The sequence below is a fragment of the Streptomyces sp. YPW6 genome (genome assembly GCF_018866325.1).
GTDB lineage: Bacteria > Actinomycetota > Actinomycetes > Streptomycetales > Streptomycetaceae > Streptomyces.
This window is the reverse complement of the sequence record NZ_CP076457.1, coordinates 6,531,462-6,554,449: the sequence shown is the minus strand read 5'-3', so window position 1 is coordinate 6,554,449 and position 22,988 is coordinate 6,531,462. Positions and strand designations below refer to the sequence as shown.

Here is a 22,988-nt window from a genome sequence, read left to right as displayed (position 1 = left end):
ATGAGTAGTGTCGCGGTGGTGCTGTTCACCTCCGACCTGCGTCTGCACGACAATCCGGTGCTGCGTGCCGCCCTGCGGGACGCGGACGAGGTCGTCCCGCTGTTCGTGCGGGACGACGCCGTCCACCGGGCCGGTTTCGACGCGCCCAACCGGCTGGCGTTCCTCGCGGACTGCCTGGCGGACCTGGACTCCGGGCTCCGCGACCGCGACGGGCGGCTGGTCGTCCGCCGGGGCGGGACGGCCCGCGAGGTGAAGCGGGTCGTCGAGCAGGCCGGGGCGCGGTCCGTGCACATCGCCGCCGGGGTCAGCGGGTACGCGGCACAACGCGAGGAACGCATCCGGGAGGCCCTCGCGGGCACCGGCTGCGAGCTGCGCGTCCATGACGCGGTGGTCACCGCGCTCGCTCCGGGCCGGGTGGTCCCGACGGGCGGCAAGGACCACTTCGCGGTGTTCACCCCGTACTTCCGCCGTTGGGAGGCGGAGGGAGTACGGGGCACACTGGCCGCTCCCCGCACGGTCCGGGTGCCCGACGGGGTGTCCGGCGACGCGCTCCCGGACCGGGACGCCGTCAAGAACCTCTCCCCCGGCCTCGCCCGGGGCGGCGAGGACGCGGGCCGCAAGCTGGTGACGTCCTGGCTCCACGGCCCCATGGCCGACTACGAGGACGGCCACGACGACCTGGCCGGCGACGCGACGTCCCGGCTCTCCCCGCATCTGCACTTCGGTACGGTCTCCGCCGCCGAACTGGCCAACCGGGCACGGGAGAAGGGCGGCGCCGGCGGCGAGGCCTTCGTGCGGCAGCTGGCCTGGCGCGACTTCCACCACCAGGTCCTCGCGGCCCGGCCCGACGCCGCCTGGTCCGACTACCGGCCGCGCCACGACCGCTGGCGCGGCGACGCCGACGAGATCGACGCCTGGAAGTCCGGGCGGACGGGCTACCCGCTGGTGGACGCGGCGATGCGGCAGCTCGCGCACGAGGGCTGGATGCACAACCGGGGCCGGATGCTGGCCGCGAGCTTCCTCACGAAGACGCTGTACGTGGACTGGCGGGTCGGCGCCCGGCACTTCCTGGACCTGCTGGTCGACGGGGACGTGGCGAACAACCAGCTCAACTGGCAGTGGGTGGCGGGCACGGGCACGGACACCCGCCCCAACCGGGTCCTGAACCCGGTGATCCAGGGCAAGCGCTTCGACCCGGACGGCGCTTACGTACGGCGGTGGGTGCCGGAACTGGCGGAGGTGGAGGGGTCCGCCATCCACGAACCGTGGAAGCTGGAGGGCCTGGACCGGGCGGCGATCGACTATCCCGACCCGGTGGTGGACCTGGCCGAGGCCCGGTCCCGCTTCGAACGTGCGCGGGGCCTGGACTGACCCGTACGACCACCCGGAAGGGCCTGTTCCGCGCGGCTGCGGAACAGACCCTTCCGGGTACTCACGCCCGACGCGGCGGCCGCGGGAAGAAGCCGCTCGTCCGGGCCCGGTACTCGGCGAACCCGGGCCGGTCGGCCATATGACGCTCCAGCAGGGCCGCGCCGCTGCCCTTGGTCAGCAGGAAGCTCATCACCAGCGGGGCGACGACGGTGGCGGCAGCGGCGGCCGGCGCCTGGCAGACGAAGAGGAAGAGTCCCCACCAGACGCAGAAGTCGCCGAAGTAGTTCGGATGGCGGGTCCAGGACCACAGTCCCCGGTCCATGATCTTCCCCTTGTTCGCGGGGTCGGCCTTGAACCGGGCGAGCTGGGCGTCACCGATCGCCTCGAAGGCCAGCCCGACCGCCCACAGCAGCACCCCCGCCCAGGCCCACAGGGCGAGCGGCGCGGTGAGGTACTGGGCGGCCTGGACCGGGAGCGAGATCAGCCAGACCAGCGCGCCCTGGAGCAGGTACACCTTGCGCAGGGCGTACAGCTGGGGGTTGCCGGGGGCCTTGGCCAGCATCTTCTCGTAGCGCGGGTCCTCACCGTGGCCCTTCCCGCGCCGCCCGATGTGGATCGCGAGGCGCAGCCCCCAGATGACCGTCAGCGCGGTGACGAGCAGTCGGCGGGCGTCGTCGCCCTCGCCCGCCGAGAGCCCGTAGGAGACCAGCGCGACGGCGGCGAACCCGATGCCCCAGGCGACGTCGACGATCCGGTGCACGCCCTTCCGCAGGGCGACGGCGAAGGTGACGAGCATGACGGCGAGGGCGGCGACGGCCGCGCCCGCGAGTCCGCTCGCGAACGCGGCCCAGGAGAAGCCGCTCATCGCTCCTCCCGCGGCCCGGCCGGTGTGTACCAGTCACGCCGGGTGGCGGGCATCGCGGCGGAGCCGACCGGGTCGGGCCGTACGGACAGGATCTGGTCGACGCCCATCCGCCGCTCCTCGAACGCGAGCGCGCCGCCGACGAGGTAGAGCCGCCACACTCGGGCGGTCTCCTCCCCCACCATGGCGACGAACTCCGCCCAGCGGTCCTCCAGGGTGTGCCGCCACGCCTCCACGGTCCGTACGTAGTGCTCGCGCAGCGACTCGACGTCCCGGACTTCGAGACCGGCGCCCTCCAGGAGGCCGACGGTCTCGCCGAGCGGCCGCATGTGCATGTCGGGGGCGATGTAGGACTCGATGAACGCGCCGCCGCCGGGGGCGGTCGTTCCCCGGGACATCTGCTGGACCAGGGCCCGGCCGCGGGGGCGCAGCACGTCGTGCAGGATCCGGGTGAACGCCGGGTACTCGGCGTCCCCGACGTGCTCGCCCATCTCGATGGTGGAGACGGCGTCGTACACGCCCAGGGTTCCGGGCCGCTCCGCGATGTCGCGGTAGTCGATGTTCAGCACGTCGACGAGGTCGTCGAGACCGCGTTCCGTGACCTGCTGCCGTACGTGGGCGGCCTGTTCGGCGGCGAGGGTGACGGCGGTGACGCGGACGCCGTGGTGCTCGGCCGCGTACAGGGTCAGCGAACCCCAGCCGCAGCCGACGTCCAGCAGCCGTGCGCCGGGCCGCAGTCCGAGCTTGCGGCAGATCAGCTCCAGCTTGTCGCGCTGGGCGTCGGCCGGGCCGTAGCCGGGGGCGTCGCTGGTCCAGTAGCCGCAGGAGTACGCCATCGTCTCGTCGAGGAGCAGGGCGTAGAAGGCGTTGGACAGGTCGTAGTGGTGGCTGATCGCGGCCCGGTCGCGGGCCTTGCTGTGCAGCTCTCCGCGGAGCCCCGCGCGGGCCGCGGGCACCGGCGGGCGGGGGCCGACCGCACCGAGGCGCAGAGCCAGGCCGGCCGCCTTGACGCGGTCGGCGAAGGCGGGCGCGGGCGCGGTGAGGCCGCGTTCGCGTACGGCACGGCGCATGGCGCGCAGCCCGTCCCCGAGGTCGGCGTCCAGGTCGATGTCACCGGTGATGTAGGCCTCGGCGAGGCCGAGTTCGCCCGGCGCCCACAGCAGGCGGCGCAGGGCCCGGCGGGTCCGCACATGGACGGTGGGGGCATCGCGGGGCCCGGTCTCGCTGCCGTCCCACATCCGTACCCGGACCGGCAGTCCGCCGCCGAGGAACCGCTCGATCAGCGGTTCGACGCGCTGGGCGGCCCCGGTCGGGGTGCGCCGGGCGGGCGGCCTGGTGGCGGAGGTGGTCACGCGGTCTCCTCACGGGTCAGCAGCAGTTGCTGCACATCGAGATAGCCGGAGCGGAAGCCCGCTTCGGAGTAGGCGAGGTAGAAGGTCCACATGCGGCGGAAGACGGCGTCGAAGCCGAGGGCGTCGACCTCGGCGGCCCGCTCGGTGAACCGCTCGCGCCACAGCCGGAGCGTCTCCGCGTAGTGCGCGCCGAACCGGGTGCGCTGGGTGGTGCGCAGCCTTGTGTGCTCGGTGGTGACCCGCTCCACCGCCTCGGTGGAGGGCAGCAGTCCGCCGGGGAAGATGTACTTGTGGATCCAGGTGTACGTGGAGCGGCTGGCGCGCAGCCGGTCGTCGGGCATGGTGATGGCCTGGAGGGCGACCCGGCCGCCGGGGGCGAGCAGCCGGTCCAGGGTCTGGAAGTAGACCGGCCAGAACTCCTCGCCGACCGCCTCGATCATCTCGACGCTGACGATGGCGTCGTAGTCGCCGGTGACGTGGCGGTAGTCGCTCAGCCGGACCTCGACGCGGTCCTCGAACCCGGCTTCGCGGATGCGGGTCCGGGCCAGTTCGCGCTGTTCGGCGGAGAGGGTGACGGTGGTGACCCGGGCGCCGCGGGCGGCCGCGCGGATGGCCAGTTCGCCCCAGCCGGTGCCGATCTCCAGCAGGCGGGTGCCGTCGGTGACCCCGGCGGCGTCGAGGAGCCGGTCGATCTTGCGGTGCTGGGCGGCGGGCAGCAGGTCGTGTTCGGCGGGGAAGCCGCGGAAGACGGCGGAGGAGTAGGAGAGCGTCTCGTCGAGGAAGAGGGCGAACAGGTCGTTGGACAGGTCGTAGTGGTGGCTGATGTTGTCCCGGGAGCCCTCGGGGGTGTTCATCTGCGCGGCGGGCCTGCGCAGGTGCCAGAGCCCGCGCAGGCGCTGCAGCGGCCCGGGGACGAGTTCGGCCGCGTTGTCGGCGAGGACGGTGAGCACGGCGACGAGGTCGGGAGCGTCCCATTCGCCGGCCATGTAGGACTCGCCGAAGCCGATGAGCCCGCTCGCTCCGATCCGCCGGAAGAAGGCGTCGGGGTCACGGATGTCCATGAGCGGCCCGCCGAGGCCGATGTCGTCCCGGCCCGCGAGCCGGGCGCGCAGGGGGAGCTTGCCGAGCGCATGGCGCACGATGCGTTCGGCGACGGCGGTCCGGGCGCGGGAGGCCCGGGGCGGGGTGACGATGTCGGGCCAGCGTTCCGGGTCGGTCCCGGGGATGTGCTCTGCCGGCAGCGCCGAGGTGGGAGCGGTCACTGCATGCCTTCCTGAGTGCGGTGCGGGGGACGGGGTTGCACGGGGAGCCCGCGCAGATAGAGCCGGATGCCGTGCAGGCGGATCGCGGCGGAGACGAGGACGGTGGAGAGGGGGTGGCGCAGGGCGAGACGGACCAGTTCCCGGGGGGTGGCCGGGCGCCGGGCGCCGCGTACGGTCGCGGTGAACGGGCGGGCCCCCTCGCGTTCCAGACGGACGCTCAGGTCGAGCCGGGATCCTGGCTCGGGCAGCCGCATCCGGTAGCCGCCGTCCACGGGGAAGAACGGGGAGACGTAGAACTCCTTGCCGGTGACGGCCCGGTCCTTCCCGTCGGGCTGCAGAAGGTAGCCGTGGCGTCCGCCGTACGTGTTGTGCACCTCGGCGACGACGCAGAGGGGACTGCCGTCGGCGCGGTGGCACCAGTAGACGGTGATCGGGTTGAAGACGTACCCGAACACCCGGGCCTGGGTGAGCATGGTGACGGTGCCGTCGCCCAGCTCCACGCCCCGGGCGCGCAGGAAGCGCTCCAGACCGGCCCGGATGGTGGGGGCGGTGCCGCCGAAGTGGTCGCGGGCGTCGAACCGGGCCAGCGGTCGCAGGGCGCGCGGCAGCCGGGGCGGCCGGTCGGGGTCGATCAGCCACAGATAGGTCCGGTGCCGGAACGCGTACTTCGTCGGACGGTTCCGTACGTGGGTGATCGTGCACGGGTAGAGGGCGCTCACCACCGCACCCCCAGGGCGGCGGCGGCCTCGACCCCCGAGCGGCAGCCGTCCTCGTGGAAGCCCCAGCCGTGGTACGCCCCCGCGTAGGCGGTGACGGGACCGGACAGGGTGTGCAGCCGGGCCTGGGCCGCGACCGACTCCGGGGTGTAGACGGGGTGCTCGTAGACCATGCGGGCGCGGACGGTGTCCGGGTCGACCCGGTCGGCGCCGTTCAGCGTGACGACGAAGGTGTCCGGGGCGTCGAGCCGCTGGAGCCGGTTCATGTCGTAGCTGACGGTCACCCGGTCGGCGTCGGCGGCGCACGAGGGCATCAGGTAGTTCCAGGAGGCCCTGGCCCCTCGGGCGCGCGGCAGCAGCGTGGTGTCCGTGTGCAGCAGGGTCGGGTTGCGGGAGTACCGGAAGGCGCCGAGCGTGGCGCGCTCGGCGTCGGTCGGGTCGGCGAGCATCCGCAGCGCCTGGTCGGGGTGGGTGGCGATAACGACGGAGTCGTACGGGGTGGTCGTGCCGTCCTCGGTGGTGATGTCGACCCCGTCCGCGTGCCGGGTGACGGCGCGCACCGGGGTCGAGGTGTGCACGGCGGCGAGCTGCTTGACGACGAGGTCGACGTAGGAGCGCGATCCGCCGGTGACGGTGCGCCAGACCGGCGAGTCGCCGATGGTGAGCATGCCGTGGTGGTCGAGGAAGCGGAAGAGGTAGCGGGCCGGATAGCGCAGGGCGGTGACCGGGTCGCAGGACCAGACGGCGGAGACCACGGGCGTCAGGAAGTGGGCGTGGAAGTACGGCGAGAAGCGCCCGCGCCGGGCGAACTCCCCCAGCGTCATGCCGCTCCCGTCGCTCTCCGGCAGCGCCAGCAGGGCCCGGGCGGCACGGTGGAAGCGCGGCACCTCGGCGAGCATCCGCAGATAGGGGCCGCGCACGGCGGAGCGCGGCTGCGCGAAGAGCCCGGCGGGACCCCGGGCCCCGGCGTACTCCAGACCGCAGCCCTCGCACCGTACGGACATGGACATCTCGGACTCCTGGGTGGCGACGCCCAGTTCGTCGAAGAGCCGCAACAGGTGGGGGTAGGTCCGCCGGTTGTGCACGATGAACCCGGAGTCGACGCGGTGCACCCGGCCGTCGGACGCGGCCAGATCGTGGGTGTGGGCGTGGCCGCCGACGCGGTCGTCGGCCTCGTACAGCGTCACCTCATGAGCGTCGCGGAGAACATGTGCGGCGGTCAGTCCCGCCACCCCGGCTCCCACCACGGCCGTCCGCCGCCGTGCCCCTGCCATTCCGGCTCCCTCCGGTCCTCACACCTGGTCGGAGCACTACGGGAGCGCCCCTCAGGTGGCATTCGTGGCCGGTGGCCGAGCGGATTGGTCGATCACCGGATCTGCTCCGAACGGGTGAATGAGGAACCGCCGACCAATCCGCCGGCCGCCCTGGCGCCGAACCCCTTGCGTGAGAGAAGAGCCGGACCGGCGTACGGACGGCCGTGGCGTATCCGCCCCGGCGGTCGCGCTCGGCGCGTGCCGTGGGAGCCGCGGGACCGCGGCCTCCCGGACGGGCGCCCGCCGCCCGGGCCTCCCTCTCTCCGCACGAAACTTCCGATCCAGGAGAAACACCATGAACACCCTCCTTTTCCGCCGCGCAGCCGTAGCCGTGTCCGCAGCAGCCGTGCTGCCGCTGGCGCTGGCCGCCTGCTCGTCGGACGACTCCTCCAAGGACTCGGCGGCCGGCTCCAGCGCCAGCGCGTCCGCACCGGCGAGCCCCTCGGCCGATGACTCGGCGACCATGAACGAGCCGTTCGGCCCGGCCTGTTCGTCGGTGCCGAAGGAGGGCGCGGGTTCGTTCGACGGCATGGCGAAGGACCCGGTCGCCACGGCCGCCTCGAACAACGAGGCGCTGTCGACGCTGGTGGCCGCCGTGAAGCAGGCCGGTCTGGTCGACACGCTCAACAACGCCGAGAACATCACGGTGTTCGCCCCGACCAACGACGCCTTCGCGAAGATCCCGAAGGCCGACCTGGACGCGCTGCTGGCCGACAAGGCCGAGCTCACGAAGGTCCTCACCTACCACGTGGTGGGCGAGAAGCTGACGCCGCAGCAGCTGGAGAAGGGGTCGTTCGACACCCTGGAGAAGAGCAAGCTGACGACGGCCGGCTCGGGCACGGAGTACACCGTGAACGACTCGTCCAAGGTCGTCTGCGGCAACGTCCAGACCGCCAACGCGACGGTCTACATCGTCGACACGGTCCTGATGCCGCCGCAGTAGTCCTCCACCGGTTCCCCCATCGACGAGGGGCGGGCAGCCACGTGCACCGTGGCCGTCCGCCCCTCGTCGTGCGCGGGTGGGACCGACTGAGAATCCCACCGAAAATATCGCCGGAAATGTACACATAAGCACCGGATAAGCGCACCATGGAGAGGAAGAGAGAAGGGTGCCTGCCGCATCCATCCGCACGGCGGCGGGGCCCGCAGGACCGAAGGAGACGAAATCTCATGAGCAACGTCTCACACGCGAGGAGTGACTTGTCGGGCCACCCCGACGCCTCCGAGATGCGTGCACGGTACGACCGCGTGATGGGCGGCCGCGATGTGGCGCTGGTGGACGCGCCGGTGTTCCTCGTCGGCCTCTACTGCGCCGTTTCGCCGTGGGTGCTCCACTTCACGGCGAGCCAGCCGGCTCTGGTCACGCACAACCTGGTGATGGGTATCGCGATCGCGGTACTGGCTCTCGGCTTCACCGTGATGCCCGAGCGCATGTACGGCCTGAGCTGGGCGATCTGCGCCATCGGGGCGTGGATCATCGTGTCGACCTGGGTGGTGGGCACCAGCCCGGACGCCGGAATCGTGATCAACAACATCATCGTCGGCGGACTGACGGTCCTGCTGGGCATGGTCTGCGCAGGAGCGGCGATGAGAACCCGCAGCACGTGACCGACCCGGTCGGCCCCGGCCCCCTTCCCCGCCCCTCCGGTGCCTGAGGGGCGGGGTCCGGGGCCGCTCCCCGGTTCCCGGAGGGGGCGGGCGGCGGAACGAGCCCGCCGCAGACGCCCCGCTCCCCGCCAGGCCCCCGCTCACCCCACCGAGCTGTACGCCACCACGCCCCGCAGCACGGCGTCCACCGCCTTGCGCGCGCTCTTCGCCACGCTGGAGGCCCCCTCCCCCGCGTCCCGGGGCGCCGCCGCGGCGATCTGCCCCAGCACGTCGATCACCTGCTTGCACCACCGCACGAAGTCCCCCGCCGGCATCTCCGCCTCGCGCAGCACCTCGTCCAGCGTCCGGCCGGAGGCCCACATGTAGACCGCCCAGGCGAAGCCCAGATCGGGCTCGCGCTGCCCGACCCCTTCCGCCTGGTTGATCTTGAAGTCCTCCTCCAGTGCGTCCAGCCGACCCCAGATCCGCACCATCTCGCCCATGGCGACCTTGGCGGGCCCGGACGGCAGCTTGGGCGCGACCGCGTCATCGGCCTGCCGCGCCTCGTAGACCAGGGCCGAGACGCACGCGGCGAGCTCGGCGGGGTTGAGCCCCTCCCAGACCCCCTCGCGCAGGCACTCGCTGGCCAGCAGATCCAGCTCGCCGTAGAGCCGGGCCAGCCGCCGCCCGTTGGCGGTGACCTCGTTGCCCCGGAGATAGTCCAGCTCGGTGAGGAGCGCGACGATCCGGTCGAAGGTCCGGGCGATCGTGTTCGTCCGCCCCTCGATCCGCTTCTCCAGCTGCCGGGTGTCCCGTTGCAGCCGGTGGTAGCGCTCGGCCCACCGGGCGTGGTCCTCCCGCTCGTCGCACCCGTGGCAGGGGTGGGCGCGCAGCTCGGTGCGCAGCCGGGCGATCTCGCGGTCGTCGGCGGCCGGCGCCCGTCCCCTGCGGTGCCGGTCGGGCACGATGTGCCCAGCCTTGGACCGCAGTGCGGAGGCCAGATCACGCCGGGACTGCGGCGAGCGCGGGTTGAACGACTTCGGAACGCGCATCCGGTCCAGCGCCTCGACCGGCACCGGGAAGTCCATCGAGGCCAGCCGCTTGACCTGCCGCTCGGCCGTCAGCACCAGCGGCCGCGGCCCGTCGTGGTGGTCGAAGCCGCGGTGCCCGTTGGCCCGCCCGGCGGGCAGCCCCGGGTCCAGCACCAGCGCCAGTCCCGCGAACTTGCCCGTCGGGACGTGGATGACGTCGCCGGGCTTCAGCTTCTCCAGGGACGAGGCCGCCGCGGCCCGCCGCTGGGCCGCGCCCTGCTTGGCCAGCTCCGTCTCCCGGTCCTTCAGGTCGCGCCGCAGCCGCGCGTACTCCTCGAAGTCCCCCAGGTGGCAGGTCATGCCCTCCTTGTAGCCCTCGAGGCCCTCCTCGTTGCGCTGCACCTGCCGGGAGATACCGACGACGGACCTGTCCGCCTGGAACTGGGCGAACGAGGTCTCCAGCAGCTCGCGCGACCGGTGCCGCCCGAACTGCTGCACCAGGTTGACCGCCATGTTGTACGAGGGCCGGAAGCTGGAGCGCAGCGGATATGTCCGCGTCCCGGCGAGGCCGGCCAGCGCCGTCGGGTCGAGGCCGCGCTGCCACAGGACCACCGCGTGGCCCTCGACGTCGATGCCGCGGCGTCCGGCCCGGCCGGTGAGCTGGGTGTACTCGCCGGGGGTGATGTCGGCGTGCTGCTCGCCGTTCCACTTGACGAGCTTCTCCAGCACCACCGAGCGGGCGGGCATGTTGATGCCGAGCGCCAGGGTCTCGGTGGCGAAGACGGCCTTCACCAGGCCCCGGACGAACAGCTCCTCGACGACCTCCTTGAACGTCGGCAGCATGCCCGCGTGGTGGGCGGCGATGCCCCGTTCCAGCCCTTCGAGCCATTCGTAGTAGCCCAGGACATGGAGGTCCTCGCCGGGGATGGACGCGGTCCGCTCCTCGACGATCTCGCGGACCAGCCGGCGGTTGTCCTCGTCGTTGAGCCGGAGTCCGGCGTACAGGCACTGCTGGACGGCGGCCTCGCAACCCGCCCGGCTGAAGATGAACGTGATCGCGGGGAGCAGCCCCTCGTTGTCCAGCCGGTCGATGACCTCGGGCCTGCCGGGCGTCCAGATCCGGCCGCGCTGCCGGCGCTCGCGTTCGCGGTCGGCCTCGCGCACCATCTTGCCCCGGCGGCGGTCCCGGGGGTTGTAGGTGTTCTGGCTCTCCTGGCGGGCGAGCCGGACCAGATCCGGGTTGACCTCGCGGCGTCCGGCGCCCCGGCCGCCGTGGTCGGTCCCCTCCTCGAAGAGGTCGTACATCCGGCGTCCGGCCATCACGTGCTGCCAGAGTGGCACCGGCCGGTGCTCGGAGACGATGACCTCGGTGTCGCCGCGCACGGTGTCCAGCCAGTCGCCGAACTCCTCCGCGTTGGACACGGTCGCCGAGAGGGAGACCAGCGTCACCGACTCGGGGAGGTGGATGATCACTTCCTCCCACACCGCGCCCCGGAAACGGTCGGAGAGGTAGTGCACCTCGTCCATGACCACGTAGCCGAGGCCGGACAGCGACTGGGAGCCCGCGTACAGCATGTTCCGCAGGACCTCGGTGGTCATCACGACCACCGGCGCCTCGGAGTTGACGCTGTTGTCGCCGGTCAGCAGACCGACCTTGTCCGCGCCGTACCGCTTGACCAGGTCGGCGTACTTCTGGTTCGAGAGCGCCTTGATCGGCGTGGTGTAGAAGCACTTGCGGCCCTGCTCCAGGGCCAGGTGCACGGCGAACTCGCCGACGATCGTCTTGCCCGATCCGGTGGGCGCCGCGACCAGCACCCCCTTGCCCGCCTCCAGGGCCTGGCAGGCCTCGATCTGGAACGGGTCCAGGCCGAAGTCGTACATCTCCCGGAAGGGCCCGAGGGCCGTCGCCATCTCGGCCGCACGGGCGCGGGATGCCTGGTATCGCTCAGCTGGTGAGAGGTCCTCTGTCATCTTGGCTACGAGCCTACCCGCCACCTCCGACAGTCAGCCGGATCTTTAATTCGCCCGGGCCTTCGACCCGGCGGCCCCCGGTCGGTGCCCGGTGAGCACCCGCACGGCTCCCGGTACGCAGGTGGCGGTGAGCGGCAGCGCGCCCATCGGTTCACCGTCCGCGTACGCCGTGATCCCGGCCGCCGCCAGCTCGATCGAGGAGACCCGGTGCACCGTGACGGCCCGGTGGCCCAGATGCGTGCCCCGGTAGACCTTCGGGAACACCTTGAGCAGCTCGGTGCGGGTGCACTCCCCGACCACGGTCACGTCGAAGAGCCCGTCGTCCATTTCGGCGTCGGCGCAGATCCGCATGCCTCCGCCGTACGTGGTGCCGTTGCCGACCGCGACGAGGGTGGCCTCGATGTCGGCGGCCTCGCCCCCGTCGAGCCGGATCCGGTACGGGATCGGCTTGAAGGCGGCCAGTTCGGCGAGGATCGCGAGGTCGTACGTGAACCGGCCGCCGACGAAACGCATCCGGTTGCCCCGGTCGTTGACCCGGGAGTCGAAACCGGAGGCGAGGACGGAGCCGAACCAGCGGTCCCCGACCCGCCCCAGGTCGATCGCGCGGTCGCCGCCCTCCTTCAGGGCCCGAGCGGCCAGCCGTCCGGCGGCGGCCGGGTCGCGGACCGGCAGGCCCAGCGCACGGGCGAAGTCGTTGCCGGTGCCGACGGCGACGACCCCGAGCGGGGTGCCGGTCCCGGCGACGGCCTGGAGGGCGAGGGACATCAGCCCGTCCCCGCCGACGGCTATGAGCGCTCCGGTCCCCGCCGCCACCGCCTCGCGGGCCCGGCGCAGGGCGTCGTCGGCATCCTCGCCCAGCACCGTACGGACGGAGAATCCGGCGTCCCGCAACGCGGAAGCGGCCGGCTGCGCGGCGTGCGCGCCCCGGCCGCGTCCCGCGGTGGGATTGACGAAGAGGGTGATCTCGCTGGTCACCCTTCCGGACCCTACAAGGTCAGGTGATGTCGTCGTAACCGTTCAGCCGCTGCGATCCGGGCCCGTCCGCCTCACCGGTGGCCTGGCCGGGCACCGCGGGGCGGGAGGACGAGACGTTCTCCACGCGGCCGACGGGCTCGGGCGTCAGGTCGAGCTGCGAGGCCTCGTCGTCGCCGAGCTCGGCGTCGGGGTTGTTGCGGTCGCGGCGCTTGTCGTTGAGCAGGGAGAAGCCGACGGCGACGAAGTAGAGGAGTGCGAGCGGTCCGGCGAGGAGCAGCATGGAGAGCGGTTCGCCGCCGGGGGTCGCGATGGCCGCGAAGGCGGTGAGGCCGACGATCATGCCGCGCCACCAGCCGAGCATCCGCTTGCCGGTGACGACCCCGGTCATGTTCAGCGCGATGAGCAGCAGGGGCAGCTCGAAGGCGAGACCGAAGACGAGGACCATGCGGACCAGGAGATCCAGATAGCTGTCGAGCTCGATCTGGTTCTGGACGTTGTCGGGGCTGAACCCGAGCATGATCTCGGCGGTCTGCGGCAGGATCGCGTAGGCGAGGTAGCCGCCGGAGAGGAAGAGGGGGGCGCCCACCACGGCGAAGGCGTAGGCGTAGCGCTTCTCGCCCTTGTGCAGTCCCGGGGCGACGAAGGCCCACAGCTGGTACAGCCAGACCGGCGTGGCGAGCAGCACGCCGGACATCAGGGCGACCTTGAGCGCGTTGGTGAACGGCGCCAGCAGGGTGTTGGTCTTCAGCAGCGCGCAGGGCTTGCCGTTGACGGCGACGACCACGCCGTCCTTGCATCCGACGGACTCGAGCAGAGGGCGCAGCAGGAAATCGTAGATCTCCTTCTGGAAGAACGCCGCCACGATCGTCACCACGACGATCGCCAGCACGGCCTTCAGCAGCCGGTTACGCAGCTCACGCAGGTGATCGAGGAGGGGCATCCGCCCCTCGTCGTCCTTCTCCTGCTTGCGGGCAGACTTGAGCAACCCACTTCCCTCGTCTCGTGCGGCGGCTGTCGGCGGAGCGCGTCAGCGGTCAGCTCTGGGTGGTGGGCTTGGCCTCGTTGACCGGGCGGGAGCTGGTGACGTCTCCCGGCGCGGCCTGGATGGTGCGCGCGGTGGTGGACTGCGGCGGGACCGTGTCGTCGGTGGTCTCCGCGGCGGGCGCCGCGGCGGCCGCGTCGTCCTTCTTCATCGCCTTGGCCTCGCTCTTGAGGATGCGGGCCGACTTGCCGAGCGAGCGCGCCATGTCGGGGAGCTTCTTGGCACCGAAGAGCAGCAGGATGACAGCGATGATCAGAACGATCTCGAGGGGCTTCAGATTGCCGATCATGTGCGACTTCCTTCTCACTGAGGCGGCTGGGGGGTGGGCTCGCTACCCGTTCGACCGGGCATACGTCCGATCCTTGCGCTTGGCAGCGATCGTAACCCGCGGGGGTAAACGCGAGGCAATGCCCGCGCGTACTCCGGCTTGCGGCCCCGCACCTCCCTGCCTGGGCCGACCCATGCAGCGTACCTCCCGGTGCTGTCGGGCATGAGGCCCCGGGGCCGGTCGTCGGGCTGCCGCCGCGGCCCGCGTACGGCCGCTCGACGGTCTGCGCTAGCGCAGGCCGTCACCGGTGGCCGCGAGGCGGGTGGCGGCCCGCTCCAGGTCCTCCGACGCCCGGTTGATGCGCTCGGTGGTGTCGGTGACCTGGCGGCCGAGACGCCGCGCCTCGACGAAGACCTTGATGCCGAGGACGCCGAGGACGGCGATGCCCAGGAATCCGAGGGCGATGGCGAGCATGGGCCAGAACATACGGGCTGCCTCTCTTCCCGCGAGCTTGTCGCGGGCTTCCGGCGGGCGGGGGGCTGCGGTCGGCGCTACCGGGCGGTGTGCAGGCGCAGGGTCCGTACCCCGCCGCCGGTGAGCAGTTCGATGATGCGCTCGCCGGCGGGCTTGCGGACCGAGGCGCCGCACTCGGGGCAGGTGAAGGTGTAGAAGGTCGTGCGGCGGCTGGCGCCGATCGCCAGGCGCAGCGCGGAGGCGGCCAGTTCGAAGCGCCCGCGGCAGTCGGGGCAGGCGGCCCGGAACCGTACGGCGGCGGGGACCGGCACGGGGACGGGGCCCGCGCCCGAGCCGGGCGTCGCGCGTATCTCGGTGCCGGACAGAGCCTCCGGGCGGACTCCGGCGGCGGCCGGGAACAGGGGTGTCCGGTTCATCGTCGTCTCCCTCCCCGGTCCCTCAGACCGCTTCCTCGTAGGCGGCGAGCGCCTCGCGGGCGGCCTCGCGGGCGCTGTCCGCGAGCTCCGGCGGGGTGACGATGCGGCCGTCGCCGCCGAGCCGCAGGGCGAGCCGGCGCAGCGAGGCCGGGTCCGGGGTGCGCAGGGTGATGCGCAGACCGCCGTCGGGCAGTTCCTCGGCACGGTCGTGCGGGTAGTACTCGGCGACCCAGCGGCCGCCGGTACCGACCTCGATCACGACCTCCGGGTCCTCGGCGGCGGGCTGGACCAGACCGGCGGACAGGTCGCGCAGCTCCAGCTCGGGCGGTGCGGCGGGGGCGTCCAGGAGGCGGATCTCGGCGACGCGGTCGAGCCGGAAGGTCCGGCGGGCCTCGGAGAGCCGGCACCAGCCCTCCATGTAGGTGTGGCCGACGGCGAAGAGCCGGATCGGGTCGACCTCGCGCTCGGTGAGTTCGTCGCGGGCGGGCGAGTAGTAGCGCAGCCAGAGCCGGCGGCGCTCGGAGATGGCCCGGTCGACGTCGGCGAAGACGCCGCCCTCGGCCTCGAAGGTCACCGAGAGCCGGGAGCTGGCCGCGCCGGACTCGCCGGCGGCCGTCTCCAGCTTGGCGGTGGCACGGACGAGGGCCTCCCGGTCGCTTTCGCGCAGGCCGGGCAGGGTGGCGACCGCGCGGGCGGCGACGAGCAGCGCGGTGGCCTCGTCGGCGGCGAGCCGGAGGGGCGCGGCGACGTCGTCCGGGTTGTGCCACCAGATGCGGTCGCCGTCGGTGTCGATGTCGAGGAGGTCGCCGCCGCGGAAGCTGGTGCCGCACATGGGCAGGACGTCGAGGTCGGAGATCAGCTCGTCCTCGGTGATCCCGAAGGCCCGCGCCACGTCCTGGACGTGGGCGCCGGGGCGTTCGCGCAGATACGTCACCAGGGACAGCATCCGGCGGGTCTGGTCGATCGCGTTCGTGGCCATCGTGTCGGCTCCCCTAGTCCTTGGCCACGGCTCGGAGCCGGTCCACCACATCGGCCCGCAGATCGGCGGGCTCCTCCACGACGACGTCCGGGCCGAACTCGACGAGCCAGGCGTCGAGTCCGTGTCCGTACGGGATCTCCAGCTCGTCCCAGCCGTCGCCGCGGTCCCGTACGGCGGTGGCACGGGCGCGCAGCGGGTAGCCGGCGCCGGCGCGGAGCCTGATCCGGGCGGTGCGGGTCGCGGTCTCGCCGGCCCAGCTCTCGACGGTCTCGCGGACGGTGACCACGTCGGGCACCTCGGCGCTGAAGGCTCCGGCGCGGGAGCGGACCCTGCCGGTGATGCGGGAGAGCCGGAAGACGCGTTCGGCGCCCCGCTCGCGGTCCCAGCCGGCCAGATACCAGTGGCCGCGCCAGCATTCCAGGGTCCAGGGTTCGACCTGGCGCTGCTCGGCGCGGGCGGAGTTGGCCTTGCGGTAGTCGAAGGTGACGGGGCGGCGGTCGCGGCAGGCCAGCATGAGGGGCTCGAAGGCGGCCTCGTGGACGGGGATGCGGGGTTCGAGGGCGCTGTGGACCTCGTAGGCGTCCTCGGCCTCGGGCATTCCGGCGGCGCGCAGCTTCTGCAGGGCGCCGCTGGCGGCCCCGGCGAGGCGGGCCTGCTGCCAGACCTTGGCGGCGAGGCCGAGGGCGGCGGCCTCCTCGGCGTCCAGAGTGATGGGGGGCAGCCGGTTGCTGTCGCGGCGGGCGAGGTAGCCGGTGTCGCCGTCGAGGTTCTCGACGGTCTCGATGACGAGTCCGAGCTCGCGCAGATCGTCCTTGTCGCGCTCGAACATCCGGTTGAAGGAGTCGTCGGTGCCCGCTTCGAGGTAGGCCTCGATGGACCCGCGGAGTTCGCGCTTACTGAGGGGGCGCCGGGTCCCCAGCAGGCACAGCGCGAGGTTCATCAACCGCTCGGCCTTGGCAATCGCCATCGACGCCCTTTCTCCGGTGCTCTACGACGGTCGACCGTACCGCCCCGGGGTGTGGGGATCCAAAGCCGGGCTGTCGCGCGGAGCGCGCCCGGGGGGCCGCCGCAGAGCGCCGAGGGCCCCCGCCGTGCGGCGGAGGCCCTCGGTGCGTGCGGCGGAACGGATCAGGCCGCGACGAGGTCGCAGACGAAGATCAGCGTCTCACCGGGGGCGATCTTGCCGCCGGCGCCGCGGTCGCCGTAGGCGAGGTGCGCGGGGATGGTCAGCTGGCGGCGGCCGCCGACCTTCATGCCCTGCACGCCCTTGTCCCAGCCGGAGATGACCTGGCCGGCACCGAGCTGGAACTGCAGCGGGGTGCCGCGGTTCCAGGAGGCGTCGAACTCCTCGCCGGTGGAGAAGGAGACGCCCACGTAGTGGACGGAGACGGTCTGGCCCGCCTGGGCGACCGGGCCGTCGCCCTCCCAGATGTCCTTGATCTCCAGATCGGCCGGCGGCTCGCCGCCCGGGAAGTCGACCTCGGGCTTCTCGATGCTCACTGAACTGCTCCTAAAAGAATCTTGGGGAAAGCCCCACAAGTCTCGCACGGGTCCGCGCGCCCGCCGGACGTCGCCGGGGGTGTCTCAGACCGTGCCGAGGATGTCGACCACGAAGACCAGGTTGTTCTTGGCCAGCTGGTTGGAGGGGTCGGCTCCGTAGGCCTGGTTGGGCGGGATGGTCAGCAGGACGCGGTCGCCGACGTGCTTGCCGACCAGACCCTTGTCCCAGCCCTGGATGACGCCGCCGACGCCGATGGGGAAGGCGCTCGCGCCGCCGTGGTCCCAGGAGGAGTCGAACTTCTCGCCGTCCTCCCACTTCACCCCGGTGTACTGGACGACCAGCCCTTCGCCGGCCTTGACCTCGGCGCCGTCGCCCTTGATGAGCACCTGCTCCTTGAGGTCCTTCGGGGCCTTCTCCCCCTTGGGAATGGTGATGGTCGCGGCCTTCTGCGAGGCGGCCTTCACCTCGGGCATACCGGCCTCGCTCGCGGCCTGGTCGCCCTTGGCCTCGCCCTTCTTGTCGACCTTCTTGGCGTTGACGATGTCGACGACCCAGACCAGCGGGTCGCTGGGCTTGATCCCGGACTGCGGGTTCAGCTGCTCGCCGACGATCGCCTCGGCCGTGCCTTCGACCTGCACCCGGCTGCCGACCTTGTGGCCGGCCAGCGCGTCCGCGACCTTGGTCGGCAGCATCTGCCCCTGCTGGCCGACCTCCTGCACGACCTGGGCGCGGGGGGCCTCCGGGTCGGCGCCCTGCCGCTCCGCCCAGGTGGAACCGAGCGCCTCGATGTTGCCGGCGAAGTCCAGGCGGACGATGTCGCCCTTCTTCACCTCGGCGCCGTCACCGGTCGAGACGTCGCTCGCGACGACCTCGTCGGAGACCTTGGCGTCCTTGGCGATCTCGATCTTGGGCTCGGCGCCGAACTTCCCGGAGACCTCGGCGACGGGCCCCGAGTTCTTCGGTGCTGCGTCGTCCTCGGAATCGGAACCGCAGGCGGCGGTGATCAGCAGAGCGGGCACAGCCAGTACGGCGGCGACACGCCGGGCAGTTTTCGTGGGGATCATCAGTCCAACTCGCTTAGGGGGCTCCGGGCACTCCCGCCACTCTACGACTTCGCCCCAACGGCAACACGGGTACCGACACGGCTGTACGCCGGGACCCACGGCCCCGGCGTACAATGCGTCCTTTTTCCCACGAGCCCCGTGCGGGCGGGCCCGTCACATGCCGGCGATCAGCTTCTCCACCCGCTCGTCGACGGAACGGAACGGGTCCTTGCACAGCACCGTCCGCTGCGCCTGGTCGTTGAGCTTGAGGTGGACCCAGTCGACGGTGAAGTCCCTGCGCTGTTCCTGGGCCCGGCGGATGAAGTCGCCGCGCAGCCGCGCCCGGGTGGTCTGCGGGGGCACCGACTTGCCCTCGAAGATCTTCAGGTCGTTGCAGATGCGGGCCGCCTGTCCCTTCTTCTCCAGGAGGTAGAAGAGACCGCGCCGGCGGTGGATGTCGTGGTAGGCGAGGTCTATCTGGGCGACCCGCGGGTTCGACATGGTCATGTTGTGCTTGGCCCGGTACCGCTCGATGAGCTTGTACTTCATGACCCAGTCGATCTCGGTGTCGATCCGGTCGAGGTCCTGCGCCTCGATCGCGTCCAGGGCGCGGCCCCACAGCTCCAGGACCTGGTCGACGGTGCCGGTGCGGATCCCCCGGCGCTCGACGAAGTCCACGGCCTTCTCGTAGTACTCCCGCTGGACCTCGATGGCCGAGGCCTCCCGGCCGCTGGCGAGGCGCACCTTGCGCTGTCCGGTGAGGTCGTGGCTGACCTCGCGGATCGCCCGGATCGGGTTCTCCAGGGTCAGGTCCCGCATCACGGTGCCCGCCTCGATCATGCGGAGCACCAGGTCGGTGGCGCCGACCTTGAGCAGCATGGTCGTCTCGGACATGTTCGAGTCACCGACGATGACGTGGAGGCGGCGGTACCGCTCGGCGTCGGCGTGGGGTTCGTCGCGGGTGTTGATGATCGGCCGGGAGCGCGTCGTCGCGGAGCTGACGCCCTCCCAGATGTGCTCGGCACGCTGGCTGACGCAGTAGACCGCGCCGCGCGGGGTCTGGAGCACCTTGCCGGCGCCGCAGATCAGCTGCCTGGTGACGAGGAACGGAATGAGGATGTCCGCGAGCCGGGAGAATTCTCCGTGCCGGGCCACGAGGTAGTTCTCGTGGCAGCCGTAGGAGTTTCCCGCCGAGTCGGTGTTGTTCTTGAAGAGATAGACGTCGCCCGCGATTCCCTCCTCGTGCAGGCGGCGTTCGGCGTCGACGAGCAGGCCTTCGAGAATGCGCTCGCCCGCCTTGTCGTGGGTGACCAGTTCGGTCACGTTGTCGCATTCCGGGGTTGCGTATTCCGGATGCGATCCCACATCGAGGTAGAGGCGGGCGCCGTTCCGCAGAAAGACGTTGCTGCTGCGGCCCCATGACACGACACGGCGGAAGAGGTAGCGCGCCACTTCGTCAGGTGACAGTCGGCGCTGTCCCCTGAACGTGCACGTGACGCCGTACTCGTTCTCCAGCCCGAAAATGCGGCGGTCCATGACTGAACATTACGCCTTGTGGCCCGAGCTGAAACCGGGTTCGACGGCACCGTTTCGATCATTTTCCGATCCCGTCACGACGGCGGCGGTGCGGACGGGGGCCGCGAGGACCTTCCCGGTGGCCAGCAGGACGACCAGGGCGGCCACTCCCCCGGCCCCCGCGACGGCGAAGCTCCAGGCGGTCGAGCCGAGTTCGACGGCCGGTCCGGCGACGGCCGTGCCGGCCGCGGCGCCTACGCCGAACGTGGTGACGAGCCAGGAGAACGCCTCCGTCACCGTGCCGCGCGGGGCGTGCCGGTCGACCACGATGAAGGAGCAGGCGATGGCCGGGGCGAGGAAGACCCCGGCGAGGGCGGCGAGGGCGGTCATGAGCGGCACCGAGGGGGTGAGCGTCAGCGGCAGATAGCCCAGCGCCAGCAGTCCGACGACGACCCTCAGCCGCTTCTCCGGGGCGCCGGCCCACTGCCGCGCCCCGTAGGCCAGTCCGCCGATCAGCGCGCCGAGGCCGAGCGCGGCCATCAGCCAGCCGTACACCGCCTCCCGCCCGTGGTCGTCGGCGTACGCCACCCCGGCCACGGTGATGGAGCCGAGGGCGAGTCCGACGAAGAAGAACGCGCCGAGGAGCGCGAGGAGTCCGGGTGAGCGCAGCGCGCCGAGCCAGTGCGCCTCGCGGGGCGCGGAGCGCCAGGTGCGCGAGGGCTCGGACAGGACGACCGAGAGGGCGCCGAGGACGCCGATGGCGTTGATGACGAGCAGGGCGGCGGCCGGGGACCAGAGCGAGACGAGCAGCGTCACCAGGAGCGGTCCGACGGTGAACATGATCTCCTGCGCCACGGCGTCCATCGCGTACGCCCGGTGCACCTGGCCCTCCCCCTCGAGGACGCTGGGCCACAGGGCCCGCAGGCCGCCCTCCAGGGGCGGTGTGGCGACTCCGGCGACGATGACGGCCAGGTAGGCCAGCGGGAGCGAGCCGAGGCCGGCGAGGGCCAGCAGGGCCATCCCGAGCGCGGAGAGCACGGCGGCCGGGAGCTGGACGCGCGGCTGCCCGTACAGGTCGACCGCGCGGCCGAGCAGCGGCTGCCCGACGGCGGTGGCCAGGCCGTACGCGGCGGCGAGCGCGCCGGCCAGAGTGTAGCTGCCGCCCTCCGCGCGGACGAACAGCACGATCGCGATGTGCGCGGTGCCGTTCGGCAGCCGCCCCACCAGGGTGCCCGTCAGCAGCCGGGCGGCATGCCGCGCCCGGAGGATGTCCAGATATCCCGCGGCCATTCCCGCCCCTCTCCGCCCCGGCCGGCCCCGCGCCCGCCGAAGTGTTACGTATAACGTCGAGGCCCATACGTACCATGTGCGCAGTTCGCGGGTCCACCCCGCGTCGCCACCACGACGTCCCGCACGGAGGCACGAGTGACCAGCGCGCAGCAGCCCGGCCCCGCCCGGCCCACCAGTCGTGACGTGGGCCGGGCGGCGGGCGTCTCCCAGGCGACGGTCTCCCTGGTCCTGGGCGGCAAGTGGCCCGGCCGGGTGTCGGAGGTCACGGCCCAGCGGGTGAGGGACGCCGCCGCGGAGCTCGGCTACCGGCCCAACCTGGCGGCCCGCAGTCTGCGGCTCGGCCGCACCAGGACGGCGCTGCTGGTGGTCCCGGCGCTCACCAACGAGTTCTTCGCCCGGGTGTACGCGGGGGCGGCGGCGCTCGCCGCCGAGCACGACTTCGGCGTGGTGCTCTATCCCTCACCGGACGGCACGGGCCCGGCCCGGGACCCCTTCGCCTCGGCCCGCGCGGCCCTCGACGGGGTCATCGCGTCCTCGATGGCCGCCGACGCCCTGGACGCGCTGCACGGGGCGGATCTGCCGCTGGTGATGCTGGACAGCGATCCCTCGGACACCGGGCCGGCCGCCCATGTGAACCTCGACATCGCGGAGGGGATGCGGCAGGTGACGGCCCATCTGCTGGGGCTCGGCCACCGTCGTTTCCTGCATCTGGCGTCCGCCGTGGACACCTGGACGTTCGCGGTGCGCGCCGAGGCCCTGCACGGCGCGCTGGAGGCGGCGGGGGACGCGACGGTGCGCACGGTACGGGCCCCGCTGGACGTGGGGGCGGGGCGCGAGGCGGCCGAGCGGGCGCTGGCGGTCACCGGGGAGCGGCCCACCGCGATCGTCTGCGACGACGACATCCTGGCCGCCGGAGCCTGCAAGGCGGCCCGCAGGCTCGGGCTGCGCGTGCCGGACGAGCTGTCGGTGACCGGGTTCGACGACCTGGCGCTGGCGACCGCCCTGGAGCCGGAGCTGACCACCGTGCGGCTGCCGGCGGAGCAGGTCGGGGAGCGGGGCATGGAGGCGCTGCTCGCCGTGCTGGGCGGCCGCCCCGCCGGGCAGGGCGTTCTGCCGGTCCGGCTCGCCGTCCGCGGCTCCACGGCGCCGCCGCCCGCCGCCCGGACATGACGGTGCCCCCGGGCCGCAGCCCGGGGGCCTGTCGATTCACGACCGGTTACGCGTCGGTCCCCTCCGTGGAGCCGGAGGCGCCGCCGGTGCCGGTGTCGGAGCCGTCCTCGGCGTCGGACGGGGCGTCCGTGGGTGTGGCGGCCGCGGCTTCCGCCTCCAGCAGCCGGGCGAGCTGACGACCGACGATCCGCTTGAACTTGCGCTGCTGGGGACGGGTGCGGTCCAGGACCGCGACCTCCAGGCGCTCCGCGGGGATCTCCCGCTCGCCGCCTCCCGGCTCCCGCGAGAGGGCCTGGACGGCCAGCTTGAGCGCTTCGGCGAGCGTCATGCCGTCGCGGTGGCGCTGGTCGAGGAAGGAGCTGATCTGTTCGGAGTTGCCGCCGACCGCGACCGAGCCGTGCTCGTCCACGATCGATCCGTCGTGCGGCAGCCGGTAGATCTGGTCGCCCTCGGGGTCACTGCCGACCTCGGCGACCACCAGCTCCACCTCGTACGGCTTCTCGGCCGCGCTGGAGAAGATGGTGCCGAGCGTCTGGGCGTAGACGTTGGCCAGCCCACGGGCCGTCACATCGTCCCGGTCGTAGGTGTATCCGCGCAGATCGGCGTAGCGCACCCCGCCGATGCGGAGGTTCTCGTACTCGTTGTACTTGCCGGCGGCGGCGAAACCGATCCGGTCGTAGATCTCGCTGAACTTGTGGAGCGCGCGGGACGGGTTCTCGCCGACGAACACAATGCCGTCGGCGTACTGCAGCACAACGAGGCTGCGACCACGGGCGATGCCCTTGCGGGCGTACTCCGCCCGGTCGGCCATGGCCTGCTGGGGTGAGACATAGAACGGCGTCGACACCGG

Annotated in this window: 22 protein-coding genes; 4 read left to right on the top strand and 18 right to left on the bottom strand. The window is 72.2% G+C overall.

What is annotated here, in order from left to right; translation table 11 throughout:
* Positions 1 to 1,371: a deoxyribodipyrimidine photo-lyase gene (locus KME66_RS28745; RefSeq protein ID WP_216327566.1), complete on the top strand. Its 1,371-nt coding sequence runs from the start codon at positions 1 to 3 to the stop codon at positions 1,369 to 1,371.
* Positions 1,372 to 1,432: 61 nt separating this feature from the next.
* Here KME66_RS28745 and KME66_RS28740 read toward each other — a convergent pair whose 3' ends face one another.
* The 5 genes from KME66_RS28740 to KME66_RS28720 are packed head-to-tail and all read right to left on the bottom strand — an operon-like array spanning position 1,433 to position 6,837.
* Positions 1,433 to 2,236, bottom strand: a complete 804-nt coding sequence (locus KME66_RS28740) for a DUF1295 domain-containing protein (protein WP_073222124.1) — start codon at positions 2,234 to 2,236, stop codon at positions 1,433 to 1,435.
* The gene (locus tag KME66_RS28735; protein ID WP_216327563.1) at positions 2,233 to 3,585 is read right to left on the bottom strand and encodes a cyclopropane-fatty-acyl-phospholipid synthase family protein; all 1,353 of its coding nucleotides are present in this window, start codon (positions 3,583 to 3,585) and stop codon (positions 2,233 to 2,235) included. Before KME66_RS28735 ends, KME66_RS28740 begins: the two co-directional genes overlap by 4 nt.
* Entirely contained in the window at positions 3,582 to 4,847 is a 1,266-nt protein-coding gene (locus KME66_RS28730; RefSeq protein WP_216327561.1) for a cyclopropane-fatty-acyl-phospholipid synthase family protein, read from the bottom strand. The genes KME66_RS28735 and KME66_RS28730 overlap by 4 nt, the downstream gene beginning before the upstream one ends.
* Positions 4,844 to 5,566 (bottom strand): DUF1365 domain-containing protein, encoded by a 723-nt coding sequence (locus tag KME66_RS28725; protein ID WP_216327558.1) that lies wholly within the window; start codon positions 5,564 to 5,566, stop codon positions 4,844 to 4,846. Before KME66_RS28725 ends, KME66_RS28730 begins: the two co-directional genes overlap by 4 nt.
* Positions 5,563 to 6,837, bottom strand: a complete 1,275-nt coding sequence (locus KME66_RS28720; protein WP_216327555.1) for an NAD(P)/FAD-dependent oxidoreductase — start codon at positions 6,835 to 6,837, stop codon at positions 5,563 to 5,565. The genes KME66_RS28725 and KME66_RS28720 overlap by 4 nt, the downstream gene beginning before the upstream one ends.
* A 334-nt stretch (positions 6,838 to 7,171) precedes the next feature.
* Here KME66_RS28720 and KME66_RS28715 point away from each other — a divergent pair, with 334 nt between their 5' ends.
* Both KME66_RS28715 and KME66_RS28710 read left to right on the top strand, forming a co-directional pair.
* Entirely contained in the window at positions 7,172 to 7,819 is a 648-nt protein-coding gene (locus tag KME66_RS28715) for a fasciclin domain-containing protein (protein WP_073222108.1), read from the top strand.
* 227 nt (positions 7,820 to 8,046) lie between these two features.
* Positions 8,047 to 8,484 carry an SPW repeat protein gene (locus tag KME66_RS28710; RefSeq protein ID WP_216327537.1) on the top strand — a complete coding sequence of 146 codons (438 nt, stop codon included), beginning with the start codon at positions 8,047 to 8,049 and terminating at the stop codon, positions 8,482 to 8,484.
* A 140-nt stretch (positions 8,485 to 8,624) separates the two neighbouring features.
* Here KME66_RS28710 and KME66_RS28705 read toward each other — a convergent pair whose 3' ends face one another.
* The 12 genes from KME66_RS28705 to KME66_RS28650 form a co-directional block, all read right to left on the bottom strand.
* On the bottom strand, positions 8,625 to 11,465 hold the full coding sequence (locus KME66_RS28705; RefSeq protein ID WP_216327534.1) for a DEAD/DEAH box helicase: 2,841 nt from the start codon (positions 11,463 to 11,465) through the stop codon (positions 8,625 to 8,627).
* A 45-nt stretch (positions 11,466 to 11,510) separates the two neighbouring features.
* Positions 11,511 to 12,440 carry a diacylglycerol kinase gene (locus tag KME66_RS28700; RefSeq protein ID WP_216327531.1) on the bottom strand — a complete coding sequence of 310 codons (930 nt, stop codon included), beginning with the start codon at positions 12,438 to 12,440 and terminating at the stop codon, positions 11,511 to 11,513.
* 19 nt (positions 12,441 to 12,459) lie between these two features.
* Complete coding sequence (tatC, locus tag KME66_RS28695) at positions 12,460 to 13,425, bottom strand: twin-arginine translocase subunit TatC (protein WP_216327528.1); 966 nt, start codon at positions 13,423 to 13,425, stop codon at positions 12,460 to 12,462.
* A gap of 49 nt (positions 13,426 to 13,474) precedes the next feature.
* Positions 13,475 to 13,771, bottom strand: coding sequence for a Sec-independent protein translocase subunit TatA (gene tatA / locus KME66_RS28690; RefSeq protein WP_216327525.1), 297 nt, complete (start codon positions 13,769 to 13,771; stop codon positions 13,475 to 13,477).
* Between the two features lie 267 nt (positions 13,772 to 14,038).
* Positions 14,039 to 14,236: a hypothetical protein gene (locus KME66_RS28685; protein ID WP_069738798.1), complete on the bottom strand. Its 198-nt coding sequence runs from the start codon at positions 14,234 to 14,236 to the stop codon at positions 14,039 to 14,041.
* Positions 14,237 to 14,301: 65 nt separating this feature from the next.
* Entirely contained in the window at positions 14,302 to 14,640 is a 339-nt protein-coding gene (locus KME66_RS28680) for a hypothetical protein (protein WP_216327522.1), read from the bottom strand.
* A 22-nt stretch (positions 14,641 to 14,662) separates the two neighbouring features.
* Complete coding sequence (locus tag KME66_RS28675) at positions 14,663 to 15,619, bottom strand: YafY family protein (RefSeq protein ID WP_073222088.1); 957 nt, start codon at positions 15,617 to 15,619, stop codon at positions 14,663 to 14,665.
* Between the two features lie 13 nt (positions 15,620 to 15,632).
* Entirely contained in the window at positions 15,633 to 16,586 is a 954-nt protein-coding gene (locus KME66_RS28670; RefSeq protein WP_216327520.1) for a YafY family protein, read from the bottom strand.
* A gap of 161 nt (positions 16,587 to 16,747) precedes the next feature.
* Positions 16,748 to 17,119, bottom strand: coding sequence for an FKBP-type peptidyl-prolyl cis-trans isomerase (locus tag KME66_RS28665; protein ID WP_006123371.1), 372 nt, complete (start codon positions 17,117 to 17,119; stop codon positions 16,748 to 16,750).
* An 84-nt stretch (positions 17,120 to 17,203) separates the two neighbouring features.
* Positions 17,204 to 18,184, bottom strand: a complete 981-nt coding sequence (locus tag KME66_RS28660) for an FKBP-type peptidyl-prolyl cis-trans isomerase (RefSeq protein WP_216327502.1) — start codon at positions 18,182 to 18,184, stop codon at positions 17,204 to 17,206.
* Positions 18,185 to 18,337: 153 nt separating this feature from the next.
* A complete protein-coding gene (pafA, locus tag KME66_RS28655; RefSeq protein WP_073222078.1) occupies positions 18,338 to 19,699 on the bottom strand; it encodes a Pup--protein ligase in 1,362 nt (453 codons plus the stop codon).
* Between the two features lie 9 nt (positions 19,700 to 19,708).
* Positions 19,709 to 20,968, bottom strand: a complete 1,260-nt coding sequence (locus KME66_RS28650; protein ID WP_073222074.1) for an MFS transporter — start codon at positions 20,966 to 20,968, stop codon at positions 19,709 to 19,711.
* A 135-nt stretch (positions 20,969 to 21,103) separates the two neighbouring features.
* Here KME66_RS28650 and KME66_RS28645 point away from each other — a divergent pair, with 135 nt between their 5' ends.
* A complete protein-coding gene (locus KME66_RS28645; RefSeq protein WP_216327499.1) occupies positions 21,104 to 22,138 on the top strand; it encodes a LacI family DNA-binding transcriptional regulator in 1,035 nt (344 codons plus the stop codon).
* A gap of 46 nt (positions 22,139 to 22,184) precedes the next feature.
* Here the strand turns inward: KME66_RS28645 and prcA are convergent, their stop codons facing one another.
* A complete protein-coding gene (prcA, locus tag KME66_RS28640) occupies positions 22,185 to 22,985 on the bottom strand; it encodes a proteasome subunit alpha (protein ID WP_216327496.1) in 801 nt (266 codons plus the stop codon).
* Positions 22,986 to 22,988: the final 3 nt, after the last annotated feature.